This window comes from Verrucomicrobiia bacterium, from assembly GCA_035574275.1.
In the GTDB taxonomy this organism is placed as follows: domain Bacteria; phylum Zixibacteria; class MSB-5A5; order DSPP01; family DSPP01; genus DSPP01.
The window spans coordinates 1-15,052 of record DATLYY010000046.1; the positions used below are offsets into that span (position 1 = coordinate 1).

The following is a 15,052-nucleotide window of genomic DNA, read 5'->3' on the forward strand; positions in this document are numbered from 1 at the left end:
ACCCATCGCGAAGGCGGAGACGAAGGGGCATGGTGTCGGTGAAGCATCGATAGTTCTTGATGATCAGTTCGATATCCATGGCTCAATCCACATGTCATGGTGCGACCGAGGGCGAGCAAGTGTGACGGGTGACGCGCAGACTGGTCAGCGATTGGGGGCGCCTCAGGCCTGACGGTTCGCAGGTCGGGGTGCTCATCGGGGGCAATGAGCAAGAAAAGTCCCCCCGGTACGGAGCCAAGGCGACTCGTCGTGGCGGAATCCCGCGGAATCGTTGGGTGCTGAGGGCCGGATTCGAACCGGCGACACACGGATTTTCAGTCCGTTGCTCTACCAACTGAGCTACCGCGGCAGTCGAGTTCCCCAATATATTTTTTTGGCACGTTAAAGCAAGGTGTGGAGCTGAACCTTCCGGCTCAGCCGGGCGAATCTGGAGATTCGCCTCTGATATTTTATTCCGAAGTCAGGGTGGTGTCGGCGGTGGCGCGGGGATAGACGTAGCGGTTCAGCCAGTCGATGATGTAAATCGTTTCGGAAAAGCGGCGGGAATTGGTCGGGGCACCCAAGAGGACGGCCAGGATTTCGTGGTCTTCCCGATCCTTCATAATCGTCGCCAGACAGTAGCCGGAAGCGGCGATGAAGCCGGTTTTTCCCCCCTCCACCTGCCAGCCGGCGCGGGCCAGGCGATTGGTGTTCAGCAAAATGTGGCGGCGGCGCTTGTTGGTGGAGTGGAAGGTGTACTGATCCGTGGCGGTGATGTGGGCGACCCAGTAATTCTCCAACGCCGCCGAGAGCAGCCGGGCGACGTCCAAGGCCGTGGAGCGGTTGCCGGCGTCCAGTCCCGTTACCTCCACAAAGAAAGTGGAGTCCAGCCCCAGCTCGCGGGCCTTTTCGTTCATACGCAAAACGAAGTTGTCCATCGAGAGCCCGGAGGCGCGGGCCAAGGTCCGCGTCACCCGGTTGTCCGAGGCCATCAAGGAGGCGTACAAAAGATCCAACAGCCGGAAGGACTCGCCGATTCCCATCTGGGAGCGGCGGCGGCCGGCACCACGGGCGTCCTCGCGGGTCACCGTCACCACCGAATCGAGGGGGGGGTTGCCTTCCAAAAAGACGATGGCGGTCATCAGCTTGGTCAAGCTGGCGATGGAGCGAACCTGGTTGGCGTTGTACTCGTACAAAATCCGGCCGGAGGGGACATCGATAATCAGCGCGGCCTTGGCCAAAAGCCGCCCCGGCGATTCCGGGGTGGCGCCGCGGATGAAGGTGCGGCGGGCGCGCCGGGGTCTTTTTTTAGCCTGGGAGTAAAGCTCGACAAAGGGGGAAAGAGAGAACAACAAAATAAGAAAAGCGGTCAGCGTTTGAAGCAATCGCGGGTTGTTCGTCATCCACCAGCAGGAAATATAGCGGGAAGCGGGGAATAAGCCAAAGAATTACGGGGCGGTTTTCAGCCGGTCGTTCAGCCGGAAAAGGGCTTTTTGCACCCGGCGGGCGGCCTTGGCCTCCTCCCAAATCAACTGGAACTGCTTGCCGACTTCGGCCCCCAAGAGCAAAATGTAGGAGGAGTAGTACACCCAGACGAAGAAGAGGGCGATGGTGGCGGCGGAGCCGTAGAAGCGCTCCGGGCCGGCGAATTTTTTGGCGAACAGATCGAACAGGAGCTTGGCAATCTCCCAGGCGCAGGCGCCGAAAAAGGCGCCGAAGAGGGCCGCTGTGTTGGAAACCCGGACGCGGGGCATGATTTTGTAAATGGCGTAGAAGAGCAGGAAAGCCAGAAAAACCGGCAGCAAAACGGCGGTCACTTTCGCAAAAAAAGGGAACTCGACAATTTTGCCGCCGAGAAGGGGGAGCTCCGTGTTGCGAAATGCCGTGTACAAGGCGGTTGCCAAAAGGGAGAGCAGGATGAAGAGGAGAAATCCGGGAACCAAGGCGAGCCGGAGCAAAATAGAGTGCCAAAAGGCGCGGCCGGAGGGGAGTTTCCAGATTGCGTTCAGGGCGGTTTCAATGGAGCCGAAGATGCGGCTGGCGGTCCAAATCAAACCCAAAAGCCCGAAGAGCCCGACCAGCTTGCGCCGGGCCTGCAGGTTGTTCAAAAAATTGATAATCGATTCGTCCGAGACGGAGACCGGCAGAAGCTGGGCGGCCAAGTCGGTGGTTTTGGTGTAAACCGTTTCGGAGCTCAACAAAAATCCGGCCACGGAGGCCAGCACCAAAAGCACCGGGACAATCGATAAAAGAGAGAAAAAGGAAATGGAGCCGGCCAGAAGAGGGAGGTTGTCCTGCATCAAAATGTCGCGAATCAGATTCTTCAAAAACCGCTCAAACGGGTGCAGGAAAACCCGGGCGCGGACCTTGAGGTACTGCGAATAGAGGGCGGGATGGAGGTGGGTGGCTTCCATCAGGCCTCTTTTTTGCCGCCGAGCAGAATGCCGAAGGGCTGCAAGGCCTCCACGTGGTCGCAGACCACCTTGAAGGCGGCGGTAATCGGAATCGCCAAAAGGGCGCCGGCAAAGCCCCAAATCCAGGCCCAGAAGATGGCGGAGAGCAGAACAGCCATCGGGTTCAAGTCGATTTTCGTCTCCAGAATTCTGGGGCCGATGATGTTCCCTTCCAGCGTCTGCACGACCAGAAAGAAAATCACCAAAACGGGAAGATGCCAGGAGAGGCCGTGGGCGGCGAAGGTGGCGCCGGCGGTCAGTATCAGCGCAATCAACGAGCCGAGATAGGGCACCCAGTTCAAGACGGCGGCCAAGGGGCCCCAAAGAAGGGGGAGCGGCACCTGCAGAATCACGAATCCGACGGTCAAAACCACTCCCAAGACGATGGTTATGGCGGTTTTGACCACGAGAAAGCCGGAGATGCTGCGGTTGATTTTCTTTACGATGTCCGCCGTGGTGGCGCGGTTTTCCCGGCCGAAAAAGTAGGTCAGCCGGCGCTGCATGGAGTCGCGGTCCAAAAGCATGAACAAAGTCAAAAAATAAACGAGGAAGGCGGAGCCCAGAAAGGAGGCGGCGGAGCCCAGGCCGCGGGTGGTGAACTGGAGGATTTTTCCCACCTGCTCCGGCGTGAAAGCGGGAATCGAGCCGGCCGGGTCTTTTAAAAACGGCAAGCGCTCTGAAACGGAGGCGGGCAGGCGGGCGGAAAGATCAGTCAGGGCCTTGACCAGCGCCTGCTGGTATTGCGGGGCTTTTTGCACCAGCTCGGCAATCTGGACGGCGCCCCACCAGAGGGCCAGAACGAAAACGACGAGAAAGAAAAGCATCACGAGCGTGACGGCGACGGCATAGGGGACCTTTAGGCGCTGCAGCAGGTCGATGAGCGGGCTCAACAGAAACGCAAAAAAGAGGGCGGCAACCAGGGGAACCAGAACGGGGCTGGCGAAATAGGCAAACAAGGTGAGGCCGGACAGGGCCAAGAGAGGCATCCAGAAACTTTGAACCTTGATGATCGTCTGGGTCACAAATCCTCCGGTTTTTTGGCGCCCTTCAACAGGGCGGCCATTTCATTTTCTCCTATCGTTTTCACTCCCAAACGCCGGGCATCGGCCAGTTTGGAGCCGGGATTTTCACCGACAATCACGAAGCTGGTTTTCTTGCTGACCGAAGAGGAGACCTTGGCCCCGCGCTTTTCCAGCTCCGCTTTGGCTTCGTCCCTCCCGAAATTTTCGAGCGTGCCGGTGATGACAAAGGTATAGCCGGAGAGGGTTTGGGGCAACTTTTCCTGTTCGTAAACGGGAAACACGACGCCCCCTTTCTTCAATTTTTCAATCACCTTCCGGTTGGCGGCATCCGAAAAGAAGCTGGTGATGCTTTTCGCGACGATGGGGCCGACTTCGCGCACTTGGGTCAATTCTTCCTCCGAGGCGGCCATCAAGGCTTCGACGCTGCCAAAGTGCCGGGCCAGCACTTGGGCCAAATGCTCGCCGACATTGCGGATGCCCAAGGCATAAAGAAAGTGGGGAAGGTCCGGTTTTTTGGAGGACTCGATGGCCTTTTGCAGATTGGAAGCGAGTTTGTCTCCCATCCTGTCCAGTTTCATCCAGTCCGATTTTTCGAGGAAGTACAAATCGGCCGGGTCGGCAATCAGTTTTTTGTCCACGAGCTGTTCGACCCAGCGGATGCCGAGCCCCTCGGCGTTCATCCCCCCCTTCGAGACAAAATGGGCAATCCGCTCCACCAACTGGGCCCGGCAGGCCAAGCCGGTGCAGCGCGTGGCGGCCTCCCCCGGCAAGCGCACGGCCTTGGAGCCGCACACGGGGCACTTCGCCGGCATCTTGAAAATTTTTTCGTGCCCCGTGCGGCGGGATTTGTCCACCCCCAGCACCTCTGGAATCACGTCGCCGGCCCGCTGGATGAAGACCGCATCGCCGATGCGGATATCCTTTTTGGCCACTTCATCCTCGTTGTGCAAGGTCGCGCGGCTAACCTCCACGCCGCCGACGCGCACCGGCTCCAAAACGGCAACCGGCGTTAAGATACCGGTGCGCCCGACCTGCACGATGATATCCAGCACCTTGGTTTTGGCCTGCTGCGGGGGGAATTTCCAAGCCACGGCCCAGCGGGGGGAGCGGGAGAGTTCCCCCATGCGCCGCTGGACTTTAAGCTGGTTCACCTTCACCACGATGCCGTCCATTTCAAATTCCGCTTTATCGCGGGCGGCTTTGATTTTTTCGAATTCCTTTTGAACCTCGCCGGGGGTGCGGCAAATCTTGATTTCCCGGCTGGTGCGGAAGCCCCAAATCTTTACGGCCATCATCGTTTCAAAGTGTGTGTCGAAATGAGCGCCTTCGATTTCCCCCGTGCCGTAGGCCAAAAAGACAAGCGGGCGGGAGGCGGTGATTTTTGGATCCAGTTGACGCACCGCGCCGGCGGCGGCGTTGCGGGGGTTGGCGAAAACCTCCTCCCCCGCTTTAGCCAGGGCGCGGTTCAACTTCTCGAATTCCTCCTTCGGAAAAATCACCTCGCCGCGCACCTCCAAAAGTTTGGGGGCTTCGGCCTTCTCTTCCGACAGCCGCAGGGGAATCGATTTTATGGTTTTCAAATTCGGCGTCACGTCCTCGCCGGTGACGCCGTCCCCCCGTGTCGAACCTTGAATAAAAACCCCTTTCTCGTAAACCAGTTCGACCGCCAGTCCGTCCCATTTCGGCTCGGTCACGTATTCCACTTCCGATTCCTTTATGCCTCCCAACTCGAGCACGCGGCGGTGGAAATCGGCGAACTCTTCTTCCGTCGTCACCTTGTTCAAGGAGAGCATCGGCAGCCGGTGGCGAACGGAACGGAACTCGTCCGAGGGCTCGGCGCCGACCCGCTGGGTGGGGGAGTCCGGTGTCACCAGCTCCGGATGTTTTTTTTCCAGATCCACCAACTCGTCGAAAAGCCGGTCGAATTCGGCGTCCGAAATTTCTGGTGAATCCAAAACGTGGTAGCGATAGTTGTGATAGTTGACAAGCTCCCGCAGTTTTTCGACGCGGGCTTTGGTTCTGGCGTCGGCCATTTTCCCGAAATTAGAACAGAATTGAACCTAAGGCAAGAATGGATTTTGCGTGTATAAGATTGAGGCGGCGGGCAGAGGCCGCAAAAAATACCAGAACAACCGCCGATTTTTCTTGCCTGCCCGCCGCGGCCCTTTTAGATTGGCTTGTGCCGCTTTGCGGCTTGCTTTGACATCAAGGGGGCATCCTCCGGCCCGCGCGCCGGAAAAACCAGCCGGTTTTCTCCAACGAAAACCGCCTGACCAAACGAAAGGGGAAGGGTGGATGGGAAGCCAACGGAGGAATTATGGTATGGGACAGCGCGGCCTTGAAGGAGGCCGTCCGCGCCAAAATCGGCGAACATAAATTCATTGCCGTTTCCAACCGGGAACCGTACGTGCACCGGTTCGGCCCGCAGGGAATCGTCTGCGAGCGGCCGGTTTCCGGAATGGCGGTCGCCTTGGATCCGGTTTTGCAGGCCTGCGGCGGCATCTGGGTGGCGCACGGCTCCGGCGAGGCGGACCGGGAGGTGGTGGACGGGCACTCGCGCATCGCCGTTCCCCCCGGAAAATACGCCTACACCCTGCGGCGGGTCTGGCTCACGCCGGAAGAAGAACAGGGGTACTACTACGGCTTTGCCAACGAGGCGCTTTGGCCGCTCTGCCACATCGCCTTCACCCAGCCGGTTTTCCGCCAGTCCGACTGGGAGGCCTACCGCCGGGTAAATGAGAAATTCGCCGACGCCGTTCTGGAGGAGATGGGGTCGGACACCGGGTTTGTGTTCATCCAGGACTACCACTTCGTCCTGTTGCCCCGGATTTTGAAAAAGCGCCGGCCGGAACTGGTGGTGGCGCAGTTCTGGCACATTCCCTGGCCCAACCGGGAGGCGTTCCGCATTTGCCCCTGGGGGGAGGAGATTTTGGACGGGCTTTTGGGGAATGATTTGCTGGGGTTTCACATCCGCTACCACTGCCAGAATTTTTTGGAGACCGTCGAGCGGAGCATCGAGGCCAAGGTGGACTATGAGCGGAACTCGGTCTTCCGGGGGGGGATGGAAACTTTGGTGCGCCCCTTTCCCATCAGCATCGATTTTGCCCAGGTGGATAAAATGGCCGGATGCGGCGAAACCTCCGCGCGCTCCGCCCAGCTGCGGGCGGAGCATCGCCTGAACGGTATGAAAGTGGGAATCGGCATCGACCGGATGGATTACATCAAAGGGATTCCGGAACGGCTGGCCGCGGTGGACCGTTTTTTTGAAAAATATCCGGAATACCGGGAACGCTTCGTTTTTTTGCAGCTCGGACCCGGCTCGCGCACGGAAATCCAGAAGTACAAGGAGTACAATCTTACCATTGAAAACCTGGCGGGTGAAATCAACCGCAAGCACGGCACGGCCGACTGGCAGCCGGTTCTTTTGCACCGCACCCACCTGCCGCCCGAGGAGGTGACGGCGTATTATCTTGTGGCCGATTTATGCCTGGTCAGCTCGCTGCACGACGGGATGAATTTGGTGGCCAAGGAGTATGTCGCCGCCAGGAAGGACGGGGAAGGGGTTCTGGTGTTAAGCCATTTCACCGGCGCCGCGCGGGAGCTGGAACAAGCGGTTTTGGTAAACCCCTACGCCACGGACGAACTGGCGGACGCCTTGAAGGCCGCCTTGGAAATGCCGGCGGAGGAAAAGGCCCGGCGAATGGAACGGATGCGGGAGACCGTAATGGAAAATAACATTTACCGCTGGGCGGGGAAAATCATCACCGAACTGAACCGGCGGCTGGTGTAATACTTCCAAAAAACCGGCCGGAAACGTCAAAACGAATAGGAGACAGGCATGTTTGAAGAAAAACTGCGCTTGGTAGCGGACCGAATTGCGGAAATTTTTGCCGACTTTTTCGCCTTTCTGCCGACGCTTTTGGTGGCGGCGGCGGTTTTTTTGGCCGGGTGGGTGCTTGCGCGATTTTTCCGCCATATAATCATCCGGTTTCCGTTCAAGGGGATGCCCGGGCCGGAGCCGAGAGGGTTTCTGCCCGGACACCGGCTGTCGCCGCGGGAGCTGGCCGGACATTTCGTATTCTGGCTGTTTTTGCTGCTCACCACCGTTTTGTCCATCGAGGTGATCGGGCTGCCGGTGGGGGCGGGGATCATGGAGCGGCTTTTGGGGACCGTGCCGCGCATCTTCGTTTCCCTTTTAATTTTCGTCTTCGGTTTCCTTCTGGCTTTTTTGGTGGAGGCGGCCCTGAGGGAGCTTTTGCAGCGAATGGCTTTGGACCGCCCGGCTTTCTGGTCGCGGGCTTTTCGCTGGGCCACCCTGATTGTAGTGGCATTGATGGCGATGGAACAGCTGGGGCTGGCGGCCCAGTTTGCCCTGTGGCTGGTCTTAATCCCGATCGGTGCGGCCGCTTTAGCTTTTGCCTTGGCCTTCGGCCTGGGCTGCCGGGAGATGGCGCGGGATTTGGTGATTGAGCTTTTCCGAAAGGAAGAAAGCTCCGGCGCGGCGAAATAGATGAACGGGCCGGCGAAAAGCTTCGTTTTTTTCAGTTCCGTCCCGCTGGTGGAGCTGACCGGGCGGACGGCGCGCACCGTGCGCCAGCTGGCCGAGGAGGTGGAGCGGGCGGAGGCGGCTGTCATTTTCTTCCACACCCACGACTACGTGCGGGAGCACCATTTTCTGGCGCGGGAGTACCCCTCCGATTTTGCCTATTGGGCGGCGGAGATTCTCTTGGAAAAGGGGTTGGGGGAACGGCTGGCGTTCGTGGACTTGCGCCACTTCACCTCCATTGAAGCCCTTCGGGCCGAGATTCTGGCCATTTTGAAAAGCCAGGGTGGAAAGCGGGCCGAGCGGGAGGTTTTGCCCGGGCTGGAGTTTCATTTCCGCAAATCGATCAACATCGTGGTTCCCACCGGCCACACGGCCTCCAGCCTGGCCGAGTTCCGGGAAGGGCTTTTTCGGGTGGACTTAAACAGCCTGTACTACCATTTAATCGAAGCCCATCTGCGGGACGAGGCGCCGGGAAACGATTTTTCCAACTGGGTGGCGGAATGTTTGGGGAAGGAGAAGCTGGCCGCCCAGATTGCCCAGATCGACCCCTACATCAACACGCTGGAGCAGACCCGGCAGAAACTTTTGGGGCTGGTGGACCGGGAACTCGCCAAGGAGCGGGTGGTGGCGAAGCTGGGAAGCTACCCGCAGACCACCGGGGTGGGGCGGTTTTTGCAGGAGAGCGAGCTGTTTAGAAAAGTGCGCGGGCTTTTCGAAAAGAAAACGCCCGGGAAACCGTAGCCGTGGAAATACGACTGTCCGATTACGAGCCGGTCATCGGGCCGCAGCCGATTGAACTGATGAAACGGCTGGCGGGGCATCTGGCCAAAAAGAGAGTCAAGATGGTCAATTCCACGGCCGTCGGCGGAGGGGTCGCGGAAATTCTGCAGCGGCTGGTGCCGCTTTTCAATGAGCTGGGGGTCCGTACCTCTTGGGAAGTTTTGAAAGGGGGGGCGGAGTTTTTCGGCATCACCAAGGCGATTCACAACGCCCTGCACGGAACACCGGTGGAGCTTTCGCCGGAGGTCCAGGAGCATTTTCTTTCCCACACCCGCACACAGGCGGAAAGTTTCCGTTTCGAGGAGGAATTCATCTTCATCCACGACCCGCAGCCGGTTGTCTTTATCGAGAAAAAGACCAAAAAATCCGGCTGGGTCTGGCGCTGCCACATCGACATTTCGGCCCCCTATCCGCCGGTGTGGGATTTTTTGCGGCCGTTCGTGGAAAAATACGACGGTTCCATTTTCTCCGCCCCCAGCTTTGCGCAGGAGCTCCCCATACCCCAATACCAGATACCCCCTTCCATCGATCCTCTGGCGTTGAAAAACCGGGAAGTCCCGGAAGAAGAGGTTCTATCCTATCTTGAACAGGTCGGTTTGGACCCCCAGCGGCCGATTATCACCCAGATTTCCCGCTTCGACCGGCTGAAGGACCCGCTCGGGGTGATTGCCGCCTACCAACTGGTGAAAAAAAGGACCGACTGCCAACTCGTTTTGGCCGGAGGGACGGCGGACGACGACCCGGAAGGATCGGCCGTTCTGGCGGAGATTAAGGAAAAGGCGGCCGGAGACCCCGACATTCACATTCTGGAACTTCCCCCCTTCTCGGATTTGGAAATCAACAAACTGCAGCGGGGCTCGACCGTCGTTCTGCAAAAATCGCTGAAGGAGGGGTTTGCGTTGACCGTGGCGGAGGCGCTCTGGAAGAAAAAACCGGTGGTCGCCTCCGCCGTCGGGGGAATTCCCCTGCAAATCATTCACAACCAAACCGGGCTTTTGGTGCATTCGGTCGAAGGGGCGGCTTTGAAAATCAAGTATCTTTTGACCCATCCGGAAGCGGCCCGGCAGCTGGGGGAAAACGGCCACCAGCACGTCAAACAGCATTTTTTGATTACCCGGCATCTGCGGGATTATCTGGCGGTTCTCTTTTCCTTGTCCCACCCCGGGAAGGATGTCATCCGGCTGTGAAGCCGCTTGCCGCCTCGCGCCTGGAAATCGAAAAACGGATTCGGGCGGCCAATCAAATTCTTGTTTTTCTGGATTACGACGGCACGCTGGTTCCCATCCAGCCCACCCCCGAACTGGCCCGGCTTTCGACCGGGCAGAAAAAAATTCTGGCCGACCTTGCCCGGCGGCCCCGATTCAAGGTCGGGCTTTTAACCGGCCGGAGCTTGAAGGATATCCGCCGGGCCGTGAGGGTCCCCGGGTTGTTTTACGCCGCCAATTACGGGCTGGCGATTGTCACCCTGCAAAAGAGCTGGGTGCATCCGGAAGCGCAAAAAAAAGTGCCCATGCTTAAAAAGATACTCCCCTGGCTGAAAAAATTGAGTTTGGAATTCCGGGGGGTGCGTATTGAGGATAAAGCATTGACTGTCGCCATCCACTACCGGCAATACAAAGGGAAGCCGGAGCGGCTGAAAAAAAGGCTGGAGGAAATCATACGGGGACATCACGTGGCGTTTATGCTTAAAACCGGCAAGAAAATATTCGAAGTTTATCCGGCCGTTAAGTGGGACAAGGGGAAAGCGCTTTTGAAAGTGGAACGGCTGCTGGGTTTTCGCCGGGCGCCGCTGGTAATTTTTTTTGGGGATGACCATGCGGACGAGGAGGCGTTTCGACAGATGGGCCCGAAGGATGTCTCCGTGGCAGTGGGGAGGGGCTGGAAAACGGCGGCGCGATATTTCTGCAAAAACAGCGCCGAGGTGATGCGGTTCCTTGAGTCGCTTTTGAAAATCGAGCCGGGCGGGAAGAACTGAAAATCAGCGGCGGAGCAGGTTCTGGCTCAACATATTTTCCCAGTTTGGGTTTTGCTTTTCCCCCGGGACGGTGGAGTGCACAAGCTCGTAATTCCCCAACCCTCGCAAATCGGCAAAGACGAAAAGCCCCTGCTTGCCGGCCGCCAGGCGGGTGTACTCCCATTTCTGCCAGGGCAGATTATCCGGAGAGGCCGGGGACTGCTCGATATTGGCCGGTTCCCCGTACAGCATCAACACCCGGCCGCGGTCGGTCTGCCAGCCGTCCTGCGCCCCGGCGGAGCGGGAGAAGCGCTCCACTGATTTCGCGAAACGGCGGTAGGCCTCGAATTTGTACTCGTTTTCGGGGGTCTGGGGGGTGGGGTCGTGCTTTTGCCACCATTCATTGATGAAGTTCAACTGGCCCGTGCGGTTGGAGGCGCGGTAAATCTCCTTTTCCTGATTGGTCAAAAGAAAATGGGTGACCTTGGGAAAATAGTCCAGCTCCTCTTCCGCCACGGGGGGGCGGAGGGAGGGGGGGAAGAGCAGGAAGGTTTTGCTCTGGGAAGCGGCGGCGCCGGTGGCCGGGTCGCGGGCGGTAAGGAAAAGCGAGTAGATTCCCGGCGGGAGCATCGACAAATCCACGGAGGCGGAAAGGGCGGCCGGTTCTTCCTTGGGATGCTTGTGAAACCCCGAAGATTTAAGTGTGTCCCCGGCGGGACTTAGAATGGAATATTCCAGATCAAAATTTTTCAGTTCGGGGCGGGCCGGCGCCAGGCCGTACAGTTCGACATAAAAGTACAAGCGCGGGTCGTCCAAACTGTAGGTGGCGGGGGGGTTCGGCACAATCAGCCGGTCCCCTTTTTTGTACAAGCTGGCCCCCGGCTGGCGTTTTCTGTCGGTTATCAAGCGGGCCAATTGAAGGGAACTGAAGCTCATCCCCTTCCGCAAATCCGGCACTTCGATTTCCAGCGTGTCCTGCCCCGCGCGGCCGCTTTTCATATCCCAGACCGAGAGGCGGGCTTTGTAGTTTCCCGGCGCGACCCAAAAGTCGAAAATTTCGGAAAGCTCGTTGGTGGTGTCGATCCGGGTCACCCGGAAGGCGGTGGTTTTTGACAGGGAATCGAGAGGTCGGCCCTCCGGGGTGAACAAATCGACATAAGCCAGCACGTAGGCCAGATATTTTCCCGGCCCGCCGGTTTGACTGTCGGCCGGCGTCAGAGTCAGCTCCGTGGAGGAGAGAGCGTAGTAAATTTCCAACCGAATGGAGTCACCCTCGCGGAAACAGGCATAGTCCGTGACCACACTCAAGGGGGAATTTTGCTTTAGTGTATCCTGGGCCCAAAGCGCGGAAGGAAACAGCAAACAAAACAGCAGTTTTTTCACGGCGTCAGAACCTCCGCCCGTCGAAGGGAGGACGCAAAACCCAGCTGCCGTTGCCGGTGACATCTTCAAAGGAAAAGGCGCGGCGGAAGCTGAAGTAATACCAGGTCTGGGTGGAGTGTCCGGTCTGGCGGATGCGGGTGACATTGGAGGTATAGCGGTCCTCGTCTTCCGCCACGAAGGGATTCGTGTTGCGCAGGCCGGACTGGTCCTCGTCCACTTGATCCGGCTCGCCGTAGCGGATGTAAATTTTTCCCATGTCCGACTTCCAGCCGGGGAGCCCCATATAGCTGAAATAGGCGTCCGCGAAGCGGACCCGCCGTTCGAACTCCTTTTTGGCCTCGTTTTCCCGGGTGGCCTGGGTCGGGTCACGATCCTTCCAAAATTTGTCCCAGGCCTCCAGCCGCTTTTCCTTTGGGGTTTTTTCCAGCGGTTCCACGTCCGTTTCGCGGGAAAAATAGCGCAGGAGGTCCACCACGTCCTTGAAGTTGTAGACCAGCGCGGCCTCCCAGTTCCAGTTCATTTTGAATTCCGCCTCCTCTTTGGCCAGCTCTTTTTTCCCTTCCCGCACCGTCAGTTTAAGCCGGTAGTCGCCGGGGGGGAATTTGCCGACGGGAAGATTGGCGAAGACGGGGGTTTTGGCGGCGGTGAGATTAAGCGAATCGGTTTGCCTTGTCCACATCCCGTGGTGGCGCTGGGTAATTTCGTATTCCAAGCGGATGGCCCGGGGCTCCGGCTGTCTGGAATAAATCTCATAATAAAAATGCAGGAGCGAGTCCGGATCGCCAAAGGCGCGGGAGACGGAGGGGATGACCGTCCGGTTCTCTTTTTTGAAGAGGGGGAGGTTGGCCGAATCGGCAAAGGCGCCGATGAAAAGGGGGTTACTGACCGACACCTCTCCGCGGGTGAAGTCCGGCACGCCGGCTTTCCGCGTGGCGGAGGAGATTTCCTTGGAGTTGTTGTCCGTCAAATGAATTTTAATCTTGTAGTTACCCGGTTTTACAGAGAAATGGGCGGCGTTCAGCCGATAGCTTTCCAGACTCTGGGTTTGATCGTAGGTCGGGACTGCAAACTCCTCTGAGTTATGTTTGGAGGCGACTTCCCGCCCGTTTTCACCTTCCAGACTTACCTCCACCTCGTAGGCGGCTTGGTACTCGCTTCCCTTTTTTACAAAACTGAAGCCAACGTTGCGGAGTTTGTAATACACCTCCAGCCGGCTTTTCCCTTTGGCTGTATCGGCAAAAGCCGCAAAATCCACTTCGAACGGTGGGATTCCCACGCGGCTGTCCTTGGAGAGGGGGTTTTGGCCAAAGAGGTTGGCGGTGGCGAAGAGAACGGTCAGCGAGGCGGCAAAAAGCTTCATTAGTCGTTGGGAGGGGTAAAGTTCCATCCCACCCTTGCATTTATTATACGATAACAGGTTGCTGATTGACAACAGGTTTTTGCAGAGAGAAACGTCGATAATTAGGCAATTTGAGCTTCCGGCATTGTATATTACAGCCAAGGGAATACTTATCCGATGCGCATAAACGTAATCTGGCCGCTTATTGTGATGGGTGCAGTATTTCTTTTGAGCGGGGGCGCTTTTGCCCAATCCAATATTTACACCTTCCCCGGGCCTGATGTGGATTTGGGGCAAAGCAGCCGCGTTCGGGTGGTATCTGGGGGGCATTACATTGGCGGCCGGGGAGACACGGTTTATGTTCTAAGGCAACTTGGCCATACCTATTGCCACAAGTCCACGGATGGCGGCAAAACCTTCAATTCAGGAGTTCAAGTGAATTCAACTGCTGGAGCTGTGAACGCAAGCTTGAAAGTCGATACAGCCGGAATTGTTTATGTGGCCTATCAGGACGAGTTCGCGGATATTCGATTTACCAAATCCACTGACGGCGGACAAACCTTCACTCCTGCAATCAAAGTGAATGATGATACCATTCCTCAAACTGGGCAGGAAAAACCAGCAATAGCAGTTAATAATAAAGGTCAAATATTCATTGCTTGGCGGGACCAGCGAACTGATCCCGGCCAACCGCACAAAGCGGTGTTTGCAACCGCAAGTTATAATGGTGGACTTACTTTCACGTCGAACATACAGGTTAATGATAGCACACAGCCTATGGGAGGTGGTATTGATATTGGAGTCGACAGTAGTTGTCGCGTCTATGTGGCTTGGGATCCCTATAGCGGACCACTTTTTATGAGCAGGAGTGATGATTCTGCTAATACTTTTTATTTACGCACGGCAGTAAGCGATGGTGTTTTGTATCCGAGTATTGCCGTTAGTACGATGTCTATCGGTGTAATTTGGGAAGATGTTCGAATAGTTAATGATATCTTTCAACAAACATTGCGTTTTTCAGTAAGCAGTGATCTTGGTCAGATGTTTTCATCTAGTATTGTTGTTGACAGTTCGGGTCAACCTCAAAACCCATCATTGGCTTGGGCAAACAATATCTTTTACACGGCATGGCGAGCTACGCATCGCCGAACACCCGGCGGTCCTTATTTCGACCATATTTGGTTTTCCTATAGCCGCGACAGCGGTCAAACTTTTGTGCCGTTTGTGGACGCTATCCCGGATGATACAAACTTTGTTGTCCACGAGTCCCCTTCAATTTGGGTCAACGAAACGGAGAAAGTTTTTGTGGCTTGGATTGACAGCCGATGGGATCCTTTTGATCAATCCCTTTGGCATCTTTTTGTGTCGGTAGGCACGCCCCACCCTGCAAAGGGAGATCTGAACTTTGATGGGATTATAAATATGGTGGATATAGTGCTTGAACTTAACACGGTCTTTCTTGGCGAGCCGTTTCCGGCGCCCCCTCACCGGGCGGACGGCAACTGCGACGGACAGGTAACCCCTGCGGATATGGTTATACTGTTAAATCGATGGTATCGTGATATACCGTTTCCTTGCGACTAAACCAAATTTTTC

12 protein-coding genes and 1 tRNA gene are annotated in these 15,052 nt (G+C 57.1%); 6 read left to right on the forward strand and 7 right to left on the reverse strand.

The genetic code is table 11. The features are described 5' to 3' along the window. Positions 1–272 precede the first annotated feature (272 nt). The 5 genes from VNL73_07025 to ligA all read right to left on the reverse strand — a co-directional run bounded on the left by VNL73_07025 (position 273) and on the right by ligA (position 5,487). Positions 273–350, reverse strand: a tRNA-Phe gene (locus VNL73_07025). A 99-nt stretch (positions 351–449) separates the two neighbouring features. After that, positions 450–1,364 (reverse strand): D-alanyl-D-alanine carboxypeptidase family protein, encoded by a 915-nt coding sequence (locus tag VNL73_07030; GenBank protein ID HXF49160.1) that lies wholly within the window; start codon positions 1,362–1,364, stop codon positions 450–452. Positions 1,365–1,427: 63 nt separating this feature from the next. Then, positions 1,428–2,393 carry a YihY/virulence factor BrkB family protein gene (locus VNL73_07035; GenBank protein ID HXF49161.1) on the reverse strand — a complete coding sequence of 322 codons (966 nt, stop codon included), beginning with the start codon at positions 2,391–2,393 and terminating at the stop codon, positions 1,428–1,430. Then, the gene (locus tag VNL73_07040; protein HXF49162.1) at positions 2,393–3,454 is read right to left on the reverse strand and encodes an AI-2E family transporter; all 1,062 of its coding nucleotides are present in this window, start codon (positions 3,452–3,454) and stop codon (positions 2,393–2,395) included. The genes VNL73_07035 and VNL73_07040 overlap by 1 nt, the downstream gene beginning before the upstream one ends. After that, on the reverse strand, positions 3,451–5,487 hold the full coding sequence (gene ligA, locus VNL73_07045) for an NAD-dependent DNA ligase LigA (protein HXF49163.1): 2,037 nt from the start codon (positions 5,485–5,487) through the stop codon (positions 3,451–3,453). Before ligA ends, VNL73_07040 begins: the two co-directional genes overlap by 4 nt. Positions 5,488–5,771: 284 nt before the next feature. On the opposite strand from ligA, the gene VNL73_07050 reads away from it, so the two are divergent. From VNL73_07050 to otsB, 5 genes are read left to right on the forward strand one after another with little or no spacing between them, the layout of a single operon-like run. Then, positions 5,772–7,244, forward strand: coding sequence for a trehalose-6-phosphate synthase (locus tag VNL73_07050; protein HXF49164.1), 1,473 nt, complete (start codon positions 5,772–5,774; stop codon positions 7,242–7,244). 48 nt (positions 7,245–7,292) lie between these two features. Beyond that, on the forward strand, positions 7,293–7,964 hold the full coding sequence (locus VNL73_07055) for a hypothetical protein (GenBank protein ID HXF49165.1): 672 nt from the start codon (positions 7,293–7,295) through the stop codon (positions 7,962–7,964). After that, positions 7,965–8,741, forward strand: a complete 777-nt coding sequence (locus VNL73_07060) for a DUF5752 family protein (protein ID HXF49166.1) — start codon at positions 7,965–7,967, stop codon at positions 8,739–8,741. 2 nt (positions 8,742–8,743) lie between these two features. Then, positions 8,744–9,967: a glycosyltransferase gene (locus VNL73_07065; protein HXF49167.1), complete on the forward strand. Its 1,224-nt coding sequence runs from the start codon at positions 8,744–8,746 to the stop codon at positions 9,965–9,967. Continuing rightward, complete coding sequence (gene otsB, locus VNL73_07070; protein HXF49168.1) at positions 9,964–10,755, forward strand: trehalose-phosphatase; 792 nt, start codon at positions 9,964–9,966, stop codon at positions 10,753–10,755. The genes VNL73_07065 and otsB overlap by 4 nt, the downstream gene beginning before the upstream one ends. A gap of 3 nt (positions 10,756–10,758) precedes the next feature. Here the strand turns inward: otsB and VNL73_07075 are convergent, their stop codons facing one another. Continuing rightward, positions 10,759–12,117 carry a GWxTD domain-containing protein gene (locus VNL73_07075; GenBank protein HXF49169.1) on the reverse strand — a complete coding sequence of 453 codons (1,359 nt, stop codon included), beginning with the start codon at positions 12,115–12,117 and terminating at the stop codon, positions 10,759–10,761. Positions 12,118–12,121: 4 nt separating this feature from the next. Then, positions 12,122–13,504, reverse strand: a complete 1,383-nt coding sequence (locus VNL73_07080) for a GWxTD domain-containing protein (protein ID HXF49170.1) — start codon at positions 13,502–13,504, stop codon at positions 12,122–12,124. A gap of 129 nt (positions 13,505–13,633) precedes the next feature. On the opposite strand from VNL73_07080, the gene VNL73_07085 reads away from it, so the two are divergent. Beyond that, the gene (locus VNL73_07085) at positions 13,634–15,040 is read left to right on the forward strand and encodes a hypothetical protein (protein ID HXF49171.1); all 1,407 of its coding nucleotides are present in this window, start codon (positions 13,634–13,636) and stop codon (positions 15,038–15,040) included. The last annotated feature ends 12 nt before the right edge of the window (positions 15,041–15,052 follow it).

Coding starts and splice junctions, on each gene's coding strand:
- VNL73_07035 (HXF49161.1), bottom strand. CDS start 2,393: ATGGAAGCCACCCACCTCCATCCCGCCCTCTATTCGCAGTACCTCAAG.
- ligA (HXF49163.1), bottom strand. CDS start 5,487: ATGGCCGACGCCAGAACCAAAGCCCGCGTCGAAAAACTGCGGGAGCTT.
- VNL73_07050 (HXF49164.1), top strand. CDS start 5,772: ATGGTATGGGACAGCGCGGCCTTGAAGGAGGCCGTCCGCGCCAAAATC.
- VNL73_07055 (HXF49165.1), top strand. CDS start 7,293: ATGTTTGAAGAAAAACTGCGCTTGGTAGCGGACCGAATTGCGGAAATT.
- VNL73_07060 (HXF49166.1), top strand. CDS start 7,965: ATGAACGGGCCGGCGAAAAGCTTCGTTTTTTTCAGTTCCGTCCCGCTG.
- VNL73_07080 (HXF49170.1), bottom strand. CDS start 13,504: ATGGAACTTTACCCCTCCCAACGACTAATGAAGCTTTTTGCCGCCTCG.
- VNL73_07085 (HXF49171.1), top strand. CDS start 13,634: ATGCGCATAAACGTAATCTGGCCGCTTATTGTGATGGGTGCAGTATTT.